Annotated in this window: 14 protein-coding genes; 7 read left to right on the top strand and 7 right to left on the bottom strand. The window is 71.5% G+C overall.

Features of this window, described 5'->3' with window-relative positions; genetic code table 11:
- Window positions 1-163: 163 nt before the first annotated feature.
- The 4 genes from gcvH to ACIRST_RS24865 all read left to right on the top strand — a co-directional run bounded on the left by gcvH (window position 164) and on the right by ACIRST_RS24865 (window position 5,506).
- Window positions 164-550, top strand: a complete 387-nt coding sequence (gcvH, locus tag ACIRST_RS24880) for a glycine cleavage system protein GcvH (RefSeq protein WP_350521559.1) — start codon at window positions 164-166, stop codon at window positions 548-550.
- Window positions 551-620: 70 nt separating this feature from the next.
- Window positions 621-1,376: an alpha/beta hydrolase gene (locus ACIRST_RS24875; protein WP_350521560.1), complete on the top strand. Its 756-nt coding sequence runs from the start codon at window positions 621-623 to the stop codon at window positions 1,374-1,376.
- A gap of 359 nt (window positions 1,377-1,735) precedes the next feature.
- Window positions 1,736-4,168 (top strand): HelD family protein, encoded by a 2,433-nt coding sequence (locus ACIRST_RS24870; protein ID WP_402804386.1) that lies wholly within the window; start codon window positions 1,736-1,738, stop codon window positions 4,166-4,168.
- Between the two features lie 102 nt (window positions 4,169-4,270).
- On the top strand, window positions 4,271-5,506 hold the full coding sequence (locus tag ACIRST_RS24865; RefSeq protein ID WP_402804384.1) for an MFS transporter: 1,236 nt from the start codon (window positions 4,271-4,273) through the stop codon (window positions 5,504-5,506).
- Between the two features lie 62 nt (window positions 5,507-5,568).
- On the opposite strand, the gene ACIRST_RS24860 is transcribed toward ACIRST_RS24865, so the two are convergent.
- The 7 genes from ACIRST_RS24860 to ACIRST_RS24830 all read right to left on the bottom strand — a co-directional run bounded on the left by ACIRST_RS24860 (window position 5,569) and on the right by ACIRST_RS24830 (window position 13,092).
- Window positions 5,569-6,519: a hypothetical protein gene (locus ACIRST_RS24860; protein ID WP_350521563.1), complete on the bottom strand. Its 951-nt coding sequence runs from the start codon at window positions 6,517-6,519 to the stop codon at window positions 5,569-5,571.
- Window positions 6,520-6,557: 38 nt separating this feature from the next.
- Window positions 6,558-6,974: an aspartate 1-decarboxylase gene (gene panD, locus ACIRST_RS24855; protein ID WP_402804382.1), complete on the bottom strand. Its 417-nt coding sequence runs from the start codon at window positions 6,972-6,974 to the stop codon at window positions 6,558-6,560.
- 94 nt (window positions 6,975-7,068) lie between these two features.
- Window positions 7,069-7,710, bottom strand: a complete 642-nt coding sequence (locus ACIRST_RS24850; RefSeq protein WP_350521565.1) for a methyltransferase — start codon at window positions 7,708-7,710, stop codon at window positions 7,069-7,071.
- Between the two features lie 31 nt (window positions 7,711-7,741).
- Window positions 7,742-9,073: a hypothetical protein gene (locus ACIRST_RS24845; RefSeq protein ID WP_350521566.1), complete on the bottom strand. Its 1,332-nt coding sequence runs from the start codon at window positions 9,071-9,073 to the stop codon at window positions 7,742-7,744.
- On the bottom strand, window positions 9,070-10,251 hold the full coding sequence (locus tag ACIRST_RS24840) for a hypothetical protein (RefSeq protein WP_350521567.1): 1,182 nt from the start codon (window positions 10,249-10,251) through the stop codon (window positions 9,070-9,072). The genes ACIRST_RS24845 and ACIRST_RS24840 overlap by 4 nt, the downstream gene beginning before the upstream one ends.
- A 55-nt stretch (window positions 10,252-10,306) precedes the next feature.
- Window positions 10,307-11,665: a DUF6002 family protein gene (locus ACIRST_RS24835; protein ID WP_402804380.1), complete on the bottom strand. Its 1,359-nt coding sequence runs from the start codon at window positions 11,663-11,665 to the stop codon at window positions 10,307-10,309.
- Window positions 11,666-12,048: 383 nt separating this feature from the next.
- Window positions 12,049-13,092: a methyltransferase gene (locus tag ACIRST_RS24830; RefSeq protein ID WP_350521569.1), complete on the bottom strand. Its 1,044-nt coding sequence runs from the start codon at window positions 13,090-13,092 to the stop codon at window positions 12,049-12,051.
- A gap of 266 nt (window positions 13,093-13,358) precedes the next feature.
- On the opposite strand from ACIRST_RS24830, the gene ACIRST_RS24825 reads away from it, so the two are divergent.
- The 3 genes from ACIRST_RS24825 (at window position 13,359) to ACIRST_RS24815 (ending at window position 15,969) form a co-directional block, all read left to right on the top strand.
- Complete coding sequence (locus tag ACIRST_RS24825; RefSeq protein ID WP_350521570.1) at window positions 13,359-14,510, top strand: glycine amidinotransferase; 1,152 nt, start codon at window positions 13,359-13,361, stop codon at window positions 14,508-14,510.
- A gap of 107 nt (window positions 14,511-14,617) precedes the next feature.
- Window positions 14,618-15,748, top strand: coding sequence for a cytochrome P450 (locus ACIRST_RS24820; RefSeq protein WP_350521730.1), 1,131 nt, complete (start codon window positions 14,618-14,620; stop codon window positions 15,746-15,748).
- 23 nt (window positions 15,749-15,771) lie between these two features.
- Entirely contained in the window at window positions 15,772-15,969 is a 198-nt protein-coding gene (locus ACIRST_RS24815; RefSeq protein WP_350521571.1) for a ferredoxin, read from the top strand.
- Window positions 15,970-16,008: the final 39 nt, after the last annotated feature.

Genomic DNA, 16,008 nt, shown 5'->3' with positions numbered 1-16,008 from the left:
AGGTCCGATCGGGCAGAACGGGTGTCCGGCCGGGTCGGCGCGGCGCAACGCCCGATTCTCACTCTTTCGGGTGACCGTCACGGCGGCGGACGTCGGGCTGTAGCAGGCTGAAACACCGGAACTGACGATTCGTCAGTCGAACGCCGATCCCACGGAGGCCGCGATGTCCGCAATCCCGAACAACCTCAAGTACACCGAGGATCACGAGTGGGTGGACCTCTCGACGAAGGGCAAGGCCCGCATCGGCATCACCGACTACGCGCAGAAGCAGCTCGGTGACATCGTCTTCGTCGAACTCCCCAAGAAAGGGCAGAAGTTCACGAAGGGCGACGCGTTCGGCACGGTCGAGTCGGTCAAGTCGGTGAGCGACCTGTTCGCACCGATCCCCGGGACGGTCGCCACGTTCAACGAGGAGCTGGAGAGCGATCCCGAGCTGATCAACAGCGACCCGTACGGTGACGGCTGGATCATGGAACTCACCCTGGACGGGTCCGCGGCGCCGACCGAGCTGCTCACGGCCGCCCAGTACAAGGCCCACCTCTCCGAGTAGCGGGCGAGCGGACCGGACGCCCCGCGAACCGGCCGTTCGGGCGGGCGGGCCGAGGGGAACGACCCATGGCATGACGATCCCTCACCGCACGACCGGCACCGGCGACCACCACGTCCTGGTCCTGCACGACTGGTTCGGCACCAGCGCGGGCTGGGGCCCGTTCCTCGACTACCTCGACGGCGGCGCCTTCGGCTACGCCTTCCTCGACTACCGCGGCTACGGCGAGCGCAAGGACGTGACCGGCGACTACACCCTCGCCGAGATCGCCTCCGACGCGCTCGCCCTGGCCGACCAGCTCGGCTGGGACCGCTTCTCGGTGGTCGGCCACTCGATGGGCGGCAAGGCGGCGCAGCAGGTGCTCGCCGAGGCGCCGCTGCGGGTGCGCAAGCTGGTCGGCCTGGCCCCGGTGCCCGCCGGGGCCTACCCGCTGGACGAGGCCGGCGAGGCGCTGTTCCACGGCGCCGCCGGGGACCGGGAGAAGCGCCTCGCGATCCTCGACCTGGTCACCGGGCAGCGGGCCGGCCGGGTCTGGCTGGACCGGATGGTCGACCAGTCCCTGCACCTGTCCACGCCCGAGGCCTTCGGCGGCTACGTCCGCGACTGGACCACCGCCGACCTGGAGCGCCGGATCAGCGGCAACCCGGTGCCGGTCAAGGTGATCGTCGGCGCGCACGACCTCGCCCTGACCGCCGACGTCATGCGCGCGACCTGGCTCACCCACTACCCCAACGCGGAGCTGGAGGAGCTCGGCGGCAGCGGCCACTACCCGATGTACGAGACCCCGGTGGCCCTGGCGGCGTCCCTGGAGGGCTTCCTGCACGACTGACACCCGCCGGCGGCGCGCGGGAGGTCGGCCGGGCCGGCTTCCCGCGTCCGGCCCGGGGAAGCCGCCCCGAACAAGTCTGCTATACTGCCCGCAGGTTCGTGATCTCCGAACCGGCTTCCCGAGGCGCTGCACGGTGGCTCCGCCACCCCGCCTCTCCCGCTCGCTCCCCGGCTCGACGGGTGCACCGCGGCGGACCGCAGGACACAGCACAGCAGCCCGACGACGCGATTCCCGGCCTCCGGGACCCACGATCGTCGACCCCGACACCCTCCAGGCCACCGGCCGGGAGGGTGTTCGTCGTTTTCCGCCCCCGTCACCGGCGCGCCACCGGGCACGCCGGCCTTCGCCATGGAGCCGCTATGACGTCTTCCCCACCGGAGCACCCGGCCGAGCCGGCCGAGCTCCACCGTGAGCAGAACCAGCTCGACCTGCTCTACCGTCAGATGGACGTCCTGCGCGAGGAGACCGGCCGGGAACTGCGCGACGTACTGCACGAGTCCACCGGCACCGCACAGGCGCGGGTGGAGCGCGGGGCCACGGCGGCGCGGCTCGGCCGGCGGCTGGCCGCCCTGGAGGCCGCCGAGCACGGCCTGTGCTTCGGCCGGCTCGACCGGGCGGCCGGTGACCGGCTCTACATCGGCCGGATCGGCGTCCCGGGCATCGGTCCGGACGACGACCCGCTGCTCATCGACTGGCGCGCCCCCGCCGCCCGGCCGTTCTACACCGCCACCGCCGCCGCCCCCCAGGGGGTCCGGCTGCGCCGCCACCTGCTGACCCGCAACCGCCGGGTCCTGCGGGTGGACGACGAGGCGTTCGACGACCTCGCCACCGTTCCCGACGACACCCTGCAACTCTCCGGCGAGGCCGCGCTGCTGGCCGCCCTGCGGCAGAGCAAGACCGGCCGGATGAAGGACGCCGTCGCGACCCTCCAGGCCGAGCAGGACCGCATCATCCGCGCGCCGCACGCGGGCGTCCTCGTCGTCCAGGGCAGCCCGGGCACCGGGAAGACCGTCGTCGCCCTGCACCGCGCCGCCTACCTGCTCTACACCCACCAGCGCCTGGAGCGCACCGGAGTCCTGGTGGTCGGTCCGAACCCGGTCTTCCTCGACTACGTCGGCCAGGTCCTGCCCGGCCTCGGCGAGACCAGCGTGCTGCTGTCCTCCGTCGGCGGGCTGTACCCGGGGCTCTCGGCCGTCGGCGAGGAGCCGCCGGGCGCCGCCGAGGTCAAGGGGCGGCTGGCCATGGCCGACGTCCTGGCGGCGGCCGTACGGGCCCGTCAGGCGGCCGTCACCGAGCCGGTCGAGGTGGTGGTCGGCGGCGAGTTCATCCGGCTGACCCCCGAGTTCCTGGCCGAGGCCGCAGCCGGTGCGATCGGGGACGGCGTCCAGCACAACCTCGCCAGGCCCGCGTTCCGCGAGGCCCTGTTCGACGAACTGGCCGACCGGCTGGCCCGGGTGATCGGCGAGATCGAGGCCGGTTTCGAGGACGTCCTGGCCGGTCAGCTCGACGTCTCGGCACTCGACCGGTCCATCCAGGAGGACCTCGCGAGCGTCTTCGGCGAGGGCGTCGCCGCGTACGACCTCAAGGCGCAGGAGCCGGTCGAGTTCGCCGAGCGGAAGGCCCACTGGCTGGACGCGCTGCCCCGCGACCCGGTGGCCCGCAAGCTGCTGGACTCGCTCTGGCCGCTGCTCACCCCGGAGCAGCTGCTCACCGAGCTGTTCGCCGACCCCGGCCTCCTCGCCGAGGCGGCGCCCCGACTCGGCGACGCCGAACGGGCCCTGCTGCGACGCCCTCCGGCGGCCCCCTGGACCCCCGCCGACGTCCCGCTCCTCGACGAGGCGGCCGAACTGCTCGGCCACGACGACCGGGCCGAGACCGCGCGGGAGGCCGCCCGGCGGGAGGAGCAGAACGACTACGCCCAGGGCGTCCTGGACATCGCGCGCGGCTCCCGCGACCGGGACGGCTCGGCGGAGGACTCCGAGCGGCTGCACGTCTCCGACCTGCTCAGCGCCGAACAGCTGGCCGCCTGGCACACGGAGGCCGATTCGCGCACCATCGCGGAACGGGCGGCGTCCGACCGCTCCTGGGTCTTCGGCCACGTCATCGTCGACGAGGCGCAGGACGTGTCGCCGATGACCTGGCGCCTGCTGGTGCGCCGCTGCCCCACCCGCTCGTTCACCATCGTCGGGGACGTGGCGCAGCGCAGCGAGGCCGCCGACTCGGTCTCCTGGCAGCAGGTCCTCGAACCGGTCTTCGGCACCCGCTGGCGGATGACCGAACTGACCGTCAACTACCGCACCCCCGTGGAGATCATGGCGGCCTCGCACCGGGTGCTGGCGGCGATCGCCCCGGACCTCACCCCGGCGCACGCGGTCCGCGACGGCGCCGAGCCGCCCCGGTACGAGCGCACCACCCCCGAGGAGTTCCCGGCCCGGCTGGCCGAGGTGGCGGCCGGGGCGGCCCGCGGCAGCGCGGGTGCGCGGGTCGCCGTGATCGTGCCCACGGGCGAGCTGGAACGGCTCGCCACGGCCGTCGCCGCGGCGGTCCCCGGCGCCTCCTGGGGCACGGACCCCGACCTGCAGAAGGACGTCGCCGTCCTGAGCGTCCGGCAGGCCAAGGGGCTGGAGTTCGACTCGGTCGTGGTGGCCGATCCCCAGGGGATGCTGGACGGCTCCCCGCGCGGACTCAGCGACCTCTACGTGGCACTGACCAGGGCCGGCCGGAGCCTGCACGTGCTGCACCCCGGCCCGCTGCCGGCCGTCCTGGACCTCCGCGACCGGCAGCCCTCCTGACCGGCCCGCCGGCGCCCGCACCCTCCCCCGCCCCTCCGTCCCCCTGCCCCTCCGTCCCCCTGTCCTCCGTACGCCCGCCCGGATAAGGAATCCACCAACGACATGTCGACCACGCTGACCGTCCCGCTCCGCCAAGTCGCGGGGTTCCGGAACTTCTGGCTCTCCCGCGCGGTGTCCGGCCTCGGGTCCGCCATCACCACCGTCGCGCTGCCCGTCCTGGTCTTCCAGGAGAGCGGCTCGCCGCTGCTGGTCTCGCTGGTCGCGGCCTCCGCGACCCTGCCCTACCTGGCCTTCGGCCTGATCGCCGGGGCGGTCTCGGACCGGGTGGACCGCCGCACCCTGATGATCGTCACCGACGTCCTCAACGCCCTCTGCATCGGCTCCGTCCCGCTGGCCTGGGCGATGGGCTGGCTGACGGCGGGCCACGTCGTCGCGGTGGCCTTCCTGTCGTCGAGCCTCGCCCTGTTCTTCGACGCGGGGGTGTACGGCTTCGTGCCCGACATCGTCGGGAAGGAGAGCCTGACCCAGGCCAACAGCGCGATCTACGGCGCGGAGACGGTCGTCCGCATCGCCGGCAACGCGGTGGCGGGCGGGCTCATCGCGCTGTTCCGCCCGGCCGGCACGCTCGCCCTGGACGCCCTGAGCTTCGCCGTCTCGGCGCTCTTCATCCGGGCCGTCACCAGTGTCGCGGCCCGGATCGCACCCGCGGGCACGCGGCCGGGCTTCAAGGAGTCGATCAGCGAGGGCCTGCGCTTCCTCGCCGGCCACCCCACGCTGCGGGTCATGACGGTGGTCGGCACCCTCCAGTCGTTCTCCGGCGGTGCCATCGTCGGCCAGCTGGTGGTCTTCGCCGACCGGGTGCTGGGCATCCACGGCTCGGACGGGCGCATCGGCCTGCTCTACATGGCGTGGAGCGCCGGCGGCATCGGCGGGTCCATGCTGCTGCCCCGGCTGCGGCGCCGCTTCGACGCCTTCCCGCTGCTGCTGTGGGTGCTGCCGGTCGGGGCGCTGCTCGGCCTCGTCGTCGTCCTCACCACCGACTGGCGGATCGCTCTGGTGGCGCTCGCGGTGTGGGGCACGGCCTACCTCGTCGTCCTGGTGAACACCATGACGTACTCCCAGGAGGTCACGCCGTCCGAGCTCCAGGGCCGGGTCAACACCACCCGCCGGATGCTGTCCTCGGGCCTGGGCGTCCCGCTCGGCGCGCTGGTGGCGAGCACCATCACCCTGTCCGTCGGCATCCGGGCCGGGATGGCCACCGCGGTCGTCTCGATCACCCTCGCCGCCGTGGTCGTGTGGGCGGTGCAGCTGCGCCGTCGGCTGAGCCCGGCGCAGTGAGCAGACGGAGGCCGCGCCGCCCAAGAGGGCGGCGCGGCCTCGTCATCGTGGCCGGAACCGGTTCACCGGCCGGGCTGCTCCTCGAACCGGCGGCGGATCCAGCCGAAGAAGGCGTCCGCGACCTTGCCGAGCTCCGGCTCGGGCATCATGGTGAAGCCGCCGTGCGCGGTGCTCCACTCGTTGAGCACCGGGCCGGATTCGGTCATCAGCCAGTCGATGCACATCCATTCGGCCCGCAGGTCCTGCGCCATCCGGCCGCAGAACTCGGCGACCTCGAAGTGGTCCTCGTTCACCTCGATGCTCCCGCCCTGGCTGACGCTGGCCAGGTAGCCGCCGGGCCGGGGACGGCGGGTCAGGGAGGAGACGACCTTGCCGTCGGCCACGAAGACCCGCATGTCGCCGAGGTGTTCGATCAGGGGCTGCACGATGTAGCCGGAACCGGCCTGGGCGGCGATGTCGATCGTCGCCGCGAGCTGCTGGTCGGAGTCGACCCGCAGGACACCGAAACCACCGGTCATCTCACGCGGCTTGACGACGTACGGTCCGTCGCCGAGCTCCCGCCGCACCTCCTCGATCGCCCGGCGGGCGTACCTGCCGGGGGGCACGGTGACGGTCGGCGCGGTCGGTATGCCCAGGCCGGCGGCGTGCTGGAGCTGGGCGAGCTTGTCGCGCTCCAGGTAGTCGGGGCCGTCGAACGAACGGTTGAGCAGCACCGATCCACTGGCCTCGATGGTGCGGTAGACGGCGCGCAGCGCCTGCAGGCCCTGCGGGTCGGTGGCCATGTCCTCCACGATGAAGCACTGCCGCTGCTCCAGCAGGTCCTCACCGCCGTGGCGCAGGACGGGTCGGCCCACGCAGGACGGCACCAGCTCCGTCGCCCTGATCACCCGGAAGTCGAAGCCGCGGGGCTGCGACAGCACCGAGTAGCGCCGGGTGATGCTCTCCTCGAACGCCTCCACCTCCGCCGGATCGGAGTCCTCGGACTGGTAGATCCATGAGATCACCGGGTTCATACGCGTGAGTCCTTCTCTCGCTGGTGAGTGGGCCACCGCTACCGGGACACCCGGTTGCCGGGCGTCAGACCGAAGCCGGCCGGGACCTGCGCCGGGTCGCTGTCCTGGCTCACGATCCGGTTGTCGCCGTCCACGAAGACCACCCGGGGCTTGAGGTCCCGGGCCTCGTCGTCGGTGACCGTTCCGTACGCGATGAGGATGACCAGGTCCCCGGGGCTGATCAGGCGGGCGGCGGCACCGTTGATGCCGATGACCCCGGAGTCGCGGGGGCCCTCGATGACGTACGTGCTGAGCCGGGCCCCGTTGTCGATGTCCACGATGTCGACCTGTTCGCCCGGGAGCAGGTCGGCGGCCTCCATGAGGTCGGCGCTCACGGTGACCGAGCCGACGTAGTGGAGGTCCGCCTGGGTCACGGTCGCGCGGTGGATCTTGGACTTCATCATGGAACGCAACATGATGCGGTCTCCTTGCATGGTGTCTTGGGGGTGAACTGCCAGGGCCCGTCTTCAAGCCCCCGCCTGCGGGGCGACGGGGGTCTGAACACGGGTCCTAGACCGGTTCGGGCAGTCGGGACCAGACGAAGTAGTAGTCCTCGTAGCCGTCGCCGCACTCGAAGGCGCCGACGACCTCCAGGCCCGCCTTCTCGGCCATCCCGGTGAAGTCCTCCGGGGCGGAGAACCGGTGGTTCTCCTGGACGACGACGGACCCGCCGGGCCGCAGCCGCTCCGCCGCCGCGTCGTAGAACTCCCGGTGGATGGCCCAGTCGGTGTCCTTCCAGATCAGCGGGGAGTGGCTGTGCTGGTACTCCGAACCGGCCGCGACCGCGTTGACGTGCGGCGGGTTGCCGATCATCAGGTCCCAGCGAAGGTCGCCGGGCACGTCGTCGAAGCCGTCCGACAGGTGGAACCGCACCTTCCCGTCGAGGTCGTTCGCCTCGACGGTCCGCGCGACCGCCGCCCCGGCGTCGGGGTTCACGTCGCCCAGGTCGAGGCGGTCGCAGAGACCGGCCGCCAGCAGGGAGAAGCCGATGAATCCGGGGCCGGCACACCACTCGAAGACCGAGCCGACCCGGCCGAAGCGGGACCGGACGAACGGCTCGTAGGCCCGCCCGAAGGCGTTGCCGCCACCGTCGAGTTCGGCCGTGTAGGACACCGAGAGCGGTCCGTACCGGGCCTGCGCGTAGGTCGTCATGCCATCCTCCTGGGAAGGGTTCGGGTGCCGGTCACCGGAGGGCGAGCGCCACGTTCGACAGGGCGCCGTGACCGTGGATGCTGACCACGCCGTCCCGGTCCGGCGGCAGGTAGCGCACCATGCAGCCGGCGTCCCGCCGGTCGAACAGGAACGGGCTGAACACCGGGACCACGTCGGCCTCGTGGCCGCCGGATCCGTCCGGCCCGGCGAACTCCATGCGGTACGGCACCGGTTCCACCAGCTCCTGCGCGATGTGGTCCTCCGCCGCGACGGCCGCGGCGACCACGGCCCGCCAGGTCCGCGGCGGGCACGAGCGGCCCACCACGACCTGGGCGCCGCTCATCCCGATGGCGGGCTTCAGCACGAAGTCCTCCTGCCGGTCCAGCAGCAGCTCCGGCAGCGGCACGGTACGGCCGTGCCGTTCGACCGGACGGTCCCCGACCACCCGGGTCCACGGCAGGTAGCGGGCGACGACCTCCCGGTCCCGGTCCGTCATCCACGGCCGCCCCTCGGAGACCCAGCCGAGCACCTTCTTGTTGGCGATCAGGTAGGCCGTCTGGCTCGCGATCAGGTGGACGCCGGCGTCCAGCGCGGTCCGCACCGGCGCCAGGTCGATGCCGTGCTCGCGCCATTCGAGGATGGTGAAGTGGCGCAGGCCGAGCCGGAAGCGGGGTTCGCCGGGCAGGCCGAGCCCTTCCAGCAGGTCCTCGGGCTCGAACACCTCGGCCGCCAGGCCGCGCCGGCGCAGCGACTCCGCCTGGACCTCGAAGTAGCGGCCGTTCCCCCCGACGTCGCGCAGGGTGCCGACGATCGCCACCGCGGGCGGGACGCCGAGGTCCCGGACGGCGCGGACGAAGAGGTCGTCGCGCACCGCGAGCGGGTCGACGGCGTCGAAGGGCATCCGCCCGGGGCCGCCGAACGCCGCCACCCAGGCGGCGGTGTGCAGGGCGGTGTCCACCACCCCGCCGATGCCGGACCCGATGTTGAACTCCACGAACTTGGGGCCGTCCGCGCCCACCATGACGTCGGGCCGGGCGATGCAGGTGGCGTAGTCCTCCTCCACCGGGCCGGCCGTGAACAGGGGGTACATCCGCTCGTCGGCGCCGAGGGCGGCGATCCGCCCGGCCGCCGTGGGTGCGCGTTCCAGCAGGGTCCGCCGCAGCAGGCCCAGCAGCGCCGCGGTGGCGGTGAACAGTTCGTCGTAGGAGGACCGCGGCAGCAGGACCGGCCGCAGCGATGCCGTGGAGGCCACCACGTGGGCGTACTCGCCGTCCGCCAGCCGGGCCAACTCCGCTTGCACGGCGGCCGGTTCGGCCCGATTGCCGAGCGGCAGCGGCTCGCTGCCGTACCACCGGACGGTCACGAGCCGGCCCTTCCGGTGCGCCGGCCCGCCACCGGGGCGAGGAACCGGTCGAGGTCCACCTCGCGCACCCCCGCCACCCCGGGGGACTTGGCGGAGTAGTCGAGCCGTGGGGCGCGCTGCGCGTCGTGGAAGTAGACCGCCTCCAGGGAGCCGTCCGGGGCCTCGGCGAGCAGCGGGTTGGCGACCAGGTAGTCCCGCACCTCGGGGGTGTCGCTGCGGACCTGGAACCACAGCCGCTTGTGGCCGAAGTGGTTCGGCGGCAGGACCACGCTGGTGCCGAAGCGCCGCTTCCACTGGTAGGTGCCCTTGCTGAGGAAGGGCTCGGTGCCCTGGAAGTCGAGCCGGCGCACGCCGTGGCGGGCGCACCAGTCGATCAGGAGGTGGTAGATCGCCTTGAACGCGCCGCTGTCGTAGTGCTGCTGCGCGCCGTCGGCCACGCCCAGCAGGCGCAGAGTCATGGTGCGGGAGGCCCGGTCCCAGTGGCAGAGCGCCCCGCCGATCCGCTCGCCGCCCTCGGAGAGGACGAACATCCGGCCGTTCCGGAAGAGGCACTCGTAGGAGACGTCCCTGGTCTCGGTGCGCTCCCGGGCCCCGTGCCGCTGGAACATGGTGGGGCGGTAGTGGCCGTCGTAGAAGCGGTCGAACCAGGCCGGGTCGCGGTCGAGGCCCCAGGTCCAGTCGTGGCCCTTCAGGTCGCGCCGGAACTGCTGGCGCTCCCGCCTGGAGATGCGCTGCTGGGCGCTCTCCGGGTCCCCGTCGAAGTCGATCACGAAGTGGACCCGCATCGGCACGACCAGGGAGGCGGCCGCCGGCAGTTCGCGGGCGTGCGCGGCACTCGTGCCGACGATGACGATGTCCGCGTCCGGCAGCCGCTCCGGCGCGCGGAGGGCCGCGCCGGTCAGCCGGCCGGTCCGGCGCGCGGCCCCGAGCCGGTCGGCGTCCCGCCGCAGTTCGGTGAACTCCAGGGTGTACGCGAGGCCCTCGGCCAGGCCCGCGTAGCTCACCGACAGGCCGCCGACCTCGGAGCGGACGGCCGGGACGCCGGCACCGCCCCGGACGTCCCACGCGGCCCGCGCGGTCGCGAGGACGTGGTTGCCGCTGTTGCGCCAGTGGTAGCCGGCGTGCATGCGCAGCCGCTGGTGCAGCGGGGAGCGCGGGGGCGGGACGGCGGGAAGCACGTCGGATCTCACCTCGGCAGGTCGTCGGTTCGTGCGGGCGGTACGGGAGCGGCGGTCACGAGGAGGACGTGGCCTTCAGCACCACGTTCTTGAGGTCCTCGGCGTCCTCCACCGGGTGCAGGTCGCGGACGGTGAGGTGGCCGTAGTCCCGGGCCGTGTAGCTGCCGGACCCGTGGACCAGGATGTCGGTCTCGGTCACCAGCCCGCGGTCGACCGCGTTCAGGACGCCGGTCACCGCCATGGTCAGCGACCACTCGCGCAGCTCGGTGGGGTTCGCCGGCAGCTGCACCCCCGCCGCGCCGAGCATCGCGCGGACCTGCCCGTAGCGGCTCAGGCACTCGGCCAGCGAGACCACGATGCCGGCGCCGCCCTGGCTGTGGATGATCTCGTTCATCCGCGGGGAGGTCGGCGGGTTCCGGGTGTAGAAGGTCGGGTCGAGCGTCTCGCCCGGGTCGAAGGTCGTGGCCGGGTAGTGCGGGTCGGCGCCCTGGGCGTACAGCCCGGTCTCGGCGTCGAGGGCGTACGCGGGGAGGTTGGCGGTGTCGGTGGAGCCGTCGTTGTACAGGCTGAGCACCATGTCGGGCGCGCCCAGGTGCTGGACCAGGAGGTAGCGCGGCGGCAGGGTCCGCGCCCGGACGTCCTCGGGGAGCCGGCTGCGCCCGTACGCGTGGCCGAGCAGGCCGTACGCGCTGGACACCGCGTGGACGTGCAGCCGGGCCTCGTCGGGCGCCGAGGGGAACAGCTCGGCCTCGGCCAGCGCCCTGACCACGTCCGCAGCCAGGTAGTTCTCCAGCTGCAGGGTGTACCAGAGGTTGGTCTCGCCCTCCTTCTCCACCTGGCCCCGGAACTGCTCGGCGAGCCCGAGGGCGATGGTCTTCACCGTGCCGGGCGCTTCGCCGCCGTAGACCGCTATCGGGTTGCGCGCCCGCAGGGCGGGGTCGGTGAACAGCTCCGAGGAGCGCAGCTTGGCCACCGAGCCCTCGGGGACCACCGTGACCACGTTGAGCCGGTCGGCGTCGACCAGGCCGGTCCGGATGGCCCGCAGCACGGCGTCGCGCATGGCGATGGCCTTGTTGGCGGAGGACGGCGTGACGATGGTGACCCGCCGGCCGGTGTCCTGGATGAAGCGGATCGCCCTGGCGACGATGACCAGCGACGCGAAGGTCTTGGTGGTCATGGTGGCCGGGTTGCGGGTGAGGTCGAGCAGTGCGAGGCGCCGGCCCCGGTACGACGGCATTCCGACGTGGCCGAGGGCGGAGACTGACAGGTACTCGCGCATGGCGGGGGTGAGTTCGGGCAGTTCGACGCCCGGGGTGAACCCGTCGGTGTCGTTGTCGTCCCGGTCGCCCAGGAGGTCCCGCAGTGTCGCTCGGATCTCGTCGTAGTACTGGACAAGAGCGTTGTCGAGAACCACTTTTCCGTACCTTTCGGATACTGTTCCCGGCCACGGACCGGCATGTTCGGCCGACGAGTTCTTCGTCCGTGACGGGGTGGACGTCCGCAGTCCGCGCGCGTGGTCGCCGCCTGCTTGGCTCGGCCGTCGTGGTCGACCGCCTCACGCGCCGGACCGTGCCCTGGGGGAGGCCGCGAGCGCCAGGCGCCGGTGGGCGCCGGGCCACGGCAGCGGACGCGCGTTCATGGTGTCGCAGACCGGACGGACCACCGAACGGCCGACGTGCGGCGGGGGGGCGGCCCACGGAATTCCACGTCGCCGCTGTTTCCCAACGCTCCGCGAGACGGTGGCACGGCCTGCTCCCGGAAGCCTCAGCAGGTCGTGCCACCCGTTTTACGCGTCTACTACGGCTTGACGCCGATGTGGAAGCCGTGCTCGTAGTCGAGTTCCCCGACGGTCCTGACGTCGACGAATCCGACCTTGCTCAGCCAGCCCTCGAAGTCCTCCGCGGGATAGGCCATTCCCGTACCGCTGGCGAGAATGTTGAAGTAGAGGCCGAGCCGCGCGCCGTAGATTCCGGTGGTCTCTTCATTCGTGACGTTGTAGTCGTAGATGAAGATCCGGCCGCCGCTGGGCAGCACGTCATAGGCCTTCTTGAGAAGGGTGACGATCTGCTCCGGGGAGAAGATGCCCAGCACGTGGCTGAAAAGCACCGAATCGGCACCCTCGGGGAAGGGGGTGTCGAAGAAGTCGCCGGTGACCAGGTCGATCCGGTCGATGAAGGCCTGTGCTTCCTTGCCGTGGGCGAGCTCCGAGACGCTCGGCTGGTCGAAGACCGTCGAGCGCATGTTCGGGTAGCGGGCGAGCAGGCGGGCCGTGGTGGTGCTGTCGCCGCCGCCGATGTCCAGCAGGTGGCTGACGGTGCCGAACTCCTCGCGCTCCACCAGGTCGTTGATCGACGCGAGGGTGAAGGCCGCCATCGCCTTGTGGAAGACCGCTTCCAGCTCGGGGTTGCGGGTCAGCCGCTTGTAGAGCGTGGGCTCGTCGCCGGGGTAGCTCTCCAGCGCGGTGTTGGTGCCGGCCTTCAGGGCCTTGGTCATCTGGCCGAAGGCGGGGTAGTAGATCTCCTTCCAGCCGATGAGGGTGTGCGCCCAGCTGTCGGGCTCGTCGGACGCCAGGAGGTCCTCGGCGACGGCGGAGTTGCGGTACTTCCCGTCGGTGCGCTCCATCAGACCGGCCGCGCAGATCCCCTGCAGCAGCACGCGGAGCTGGTGGGCCGGGACGCCGGAGAACTCGCGCAGCGCCTCGAAGTCGGAACCCGGGTTCTCCGACAGGTAGATGAACAGACGCAGCTCCGCCCCGGTCGCGGCGGCGTTGAAGAGCGCCGGCGCGTTCATGAGGAAGTCGAACTGCTGATAGTCAGGGCCACTCTTTTGCTGGCTTGGCATTGCCTCTGAGCCTCCGCACCGGAACTCTCGTGAAGATCCGGATGGTTGGGTGGATTCGCGCCATCTGATGACGTAGCAGCTACGCAAACCGGAGTATTGATCGATTGCGTGGACACCGTCAACCACCCGCCGATGTGACGCAGGTTACACCGACCCGCCTCACGGGTGACGTTGCGTCACAGAGTTCACTGTGCTTAGCATGACAAAAGTTTGTCGTGTAACTTGCCTTCCCTTTCGGTCAGTGCACACATATACGGGGAGCGTCAGTGCGGCTGAATAGCTTTGATGAATGGTCACCCCTGAGGGAAATAATCGTAGGCTCGGCCGAGAACTATGTTTCACACGAGCGTGAGCTTTCTTTTGAACTCTTTTTCCATGACAACATCGCCGGGGACAACCGCTCCGAGTGGTACTACCCGCGCCTGACGTCCCGCAGCGGCGACCCGACCGCCGGCGGCACCCGGATCCCGGTCAAGCAGCGCTACGTCGCCGAGCTGAACGAGGACCTGCAGGGCCTGGTCGACACCCTCACCTCCCTCGGAGTGACGGTGCACCGGCCGACCGACGTCGCCCCGGAGACCGCAGAGGTGCGGACCCCGGCCTGGTCTGCCTCGGTGGTCCCGCCGCTGAACCTGCGCGACAACACCCTGATAGCCGGGGACGAGATCATCGAAACCTCGCCGATGATCCGCTCCAGGTACTTCGAGACCCAGCTGCTGAAGCCGGTGTTCCAGGAGTACTTCCGGCGCGGCGCCCGCTGGTCGACCATGCCCCGGCCGCTGATGACCGACGCCTCCTTCGACCTGTCGTACGCGCGCTCCAGCAAGGCCGGCGGCCCGATGGAGCCGATCGAGGACCCGCAGTCGTCGCCCTACGACGTCGGCCACGAGATGCTCTTCGATGCCGCGCAGTGCCTGCGCCTCGGCCGGGACATCGTCGCCAACATCGCGACGGAGAACCACGCCCTCGGCGTCGACTGGCTGGAACGGCACCTGGAGGGCCGCTTCCGCATCCACCGCGTCCACAAGCTGAGCGACAGCCACATCGACAGCATGGTGCTGGCCCTGCGCCCGGGCACGCTGCTGTGCCGCTCGCAGGCCGTGGTCGACCTGCTGCCCAAGCCCCTGCGCAGCTGGGACGTCATCATCCCGCCGGCTCCGGAGACCTACAACTTCCCCGAGTACGCGGACGACGACCTGATCCTCACCAGCCCGTTCATCGATCTCAACGTGCTCTCGGTGAGCCCCGACACCGTCCTGGTCAACGAGGCGTCCCCCGAGCTGATGCGCGAGCTGGAGCGCCACGGCTTCACCGTCGTGCCGGTGCGCCACCGCCACCGCCGGCTCTTCGGCGGCGGCTTCCACTGCTTCACCCTCGACACGGTCCGCGAGGGCGGTCCCGAGGACTACCTCGACTGATCGACCGGCAGCGCCTCTCACACGAAAGGAGGTCGACCGTGCCCACGGACCCCGTGCCATCCCATCCGACCGAGCGCGTCCGTCCGTTCGATCCGCCCGTGGACCTGATGCAGTGGCAGGCCGACGAGCCGCTGCGGCGGATGAGCTACCCGGACGGCCACGTCGGCTGGGTGGTGACCAGCCACCAGCTGGCCCGCCAGATGCTCACCGATCCCCGCTTCAGCGCCCGTTCCGAGTTCAAGCGGGCGCCGGTGTACCGGCCCGGCGCGGATCCGTTCTTCGGTGTCCCCGCGCTGCCCGGCTGGCTGGTCGACATGGACCCGCCGGAGCACACCAGGCTGCGGCAGCAGCTGGCCGGCCAGTTCACCGCGCGCCGGATGCGGGAGATGCGGCCGCAGATCGACCGGATCGTCGACGAGCTGCTGTCCGGCCTGGAGCGCTCCGGCCCCGGGACGGACCTCGTCGAGGCCTTCGCCCTGCCCCTGCCCTCGCAGGTGATCTGCGAGCTGCTCGGTGTCCCGTACCACGAGCGCGCGGAGTTCCAGCACAACAGCAAGCGGCTCTTCGACCTGGAGTCCACCGCGGCCGAGACCTCCGCCGCCATGGACCAGCTGTACGCCGTGGTGCGCGAGATCGCCGCGGGCCGCTCGAAGGACGAGACCCCCGGTCTGCTCAGGTCGCTCGCCGAGGACGGCACGCTGGACACCGAGGAGATCGCCGGCGTCGGGGTGCTGCTGCTGACGGCGGGCCACGACTCCACCATGGGCTCGCTCGGGCTCAGCGTCCACGCCCTGCTGTCCCACCCCGACCAGCTGGCCAGGCTGCTCGCCGACCCGTCGATCGTGGACAACGCGGTGGAGGAACTGCTCCGCTACCTGACGATCTTCCACTTCGGTGTGCCGCGGACCCCGCTGGAGGACCTGGAGTTCGGCGGACAGCACCTCAAGGCCGGCGACTCCGTCACCGTGTCGCTGTCCGCGGCCAACCGGGACCCGAATTGGTTCCAGGACGAGGCCGACCGGCTGGACCTCGGCCGGCGCACCACCGGCCACCTCGCCTTCGGCTACGGCATCCACCAGTGCCTCGGCCAGAACCTCGTCCGCATGGAGATGCGCGCGGCACTCCCCGCGCTCTTCCACCGCTTCCCGACGCTCGAACTGGCGGTTCCGGCCGACGAAGTCCCGCTCGCCACCGACCGGAGCGTGTACGGCGTGCACCGCCTGCCCGTCACCTGGTGACGCCGACCGCACCGGAGGACACCATGCGCGTATCCGTGGACACGCACACCTGCATCGGAGCGGGCCAGTGCGCCATGGCCCTGCCCGAGGTCTTCGACCAGGACGACACGGACGGCCTCGTCGTCCTGCTGGACGAGACGCCGCCCGAGGATCTGCACGACGCCGTGGACGAGGCGGTCAGGCGCTGTCCGGTGCAGGCGATCACGACCACCGACTCCTGACCGCCACCCCTGACCGCCACCCCGCCGAGAAGGGCACCG

It is taken from the genome of Kitasatospora sp. NPDC101447 (assembly GCF_044767225.1).
In the GTDB taxonomy this organism is placed as follows: Bacteria; Actinomycetota; Actinomycetes; order Streptomycetales; family Streptomycetaceae; genus Kitasatospora.
The sequence above is the reverse complement of the archived record's forward strand: the minus strand, read 5'-3'. Positions and strand labels throughout refer to the sequence as shown.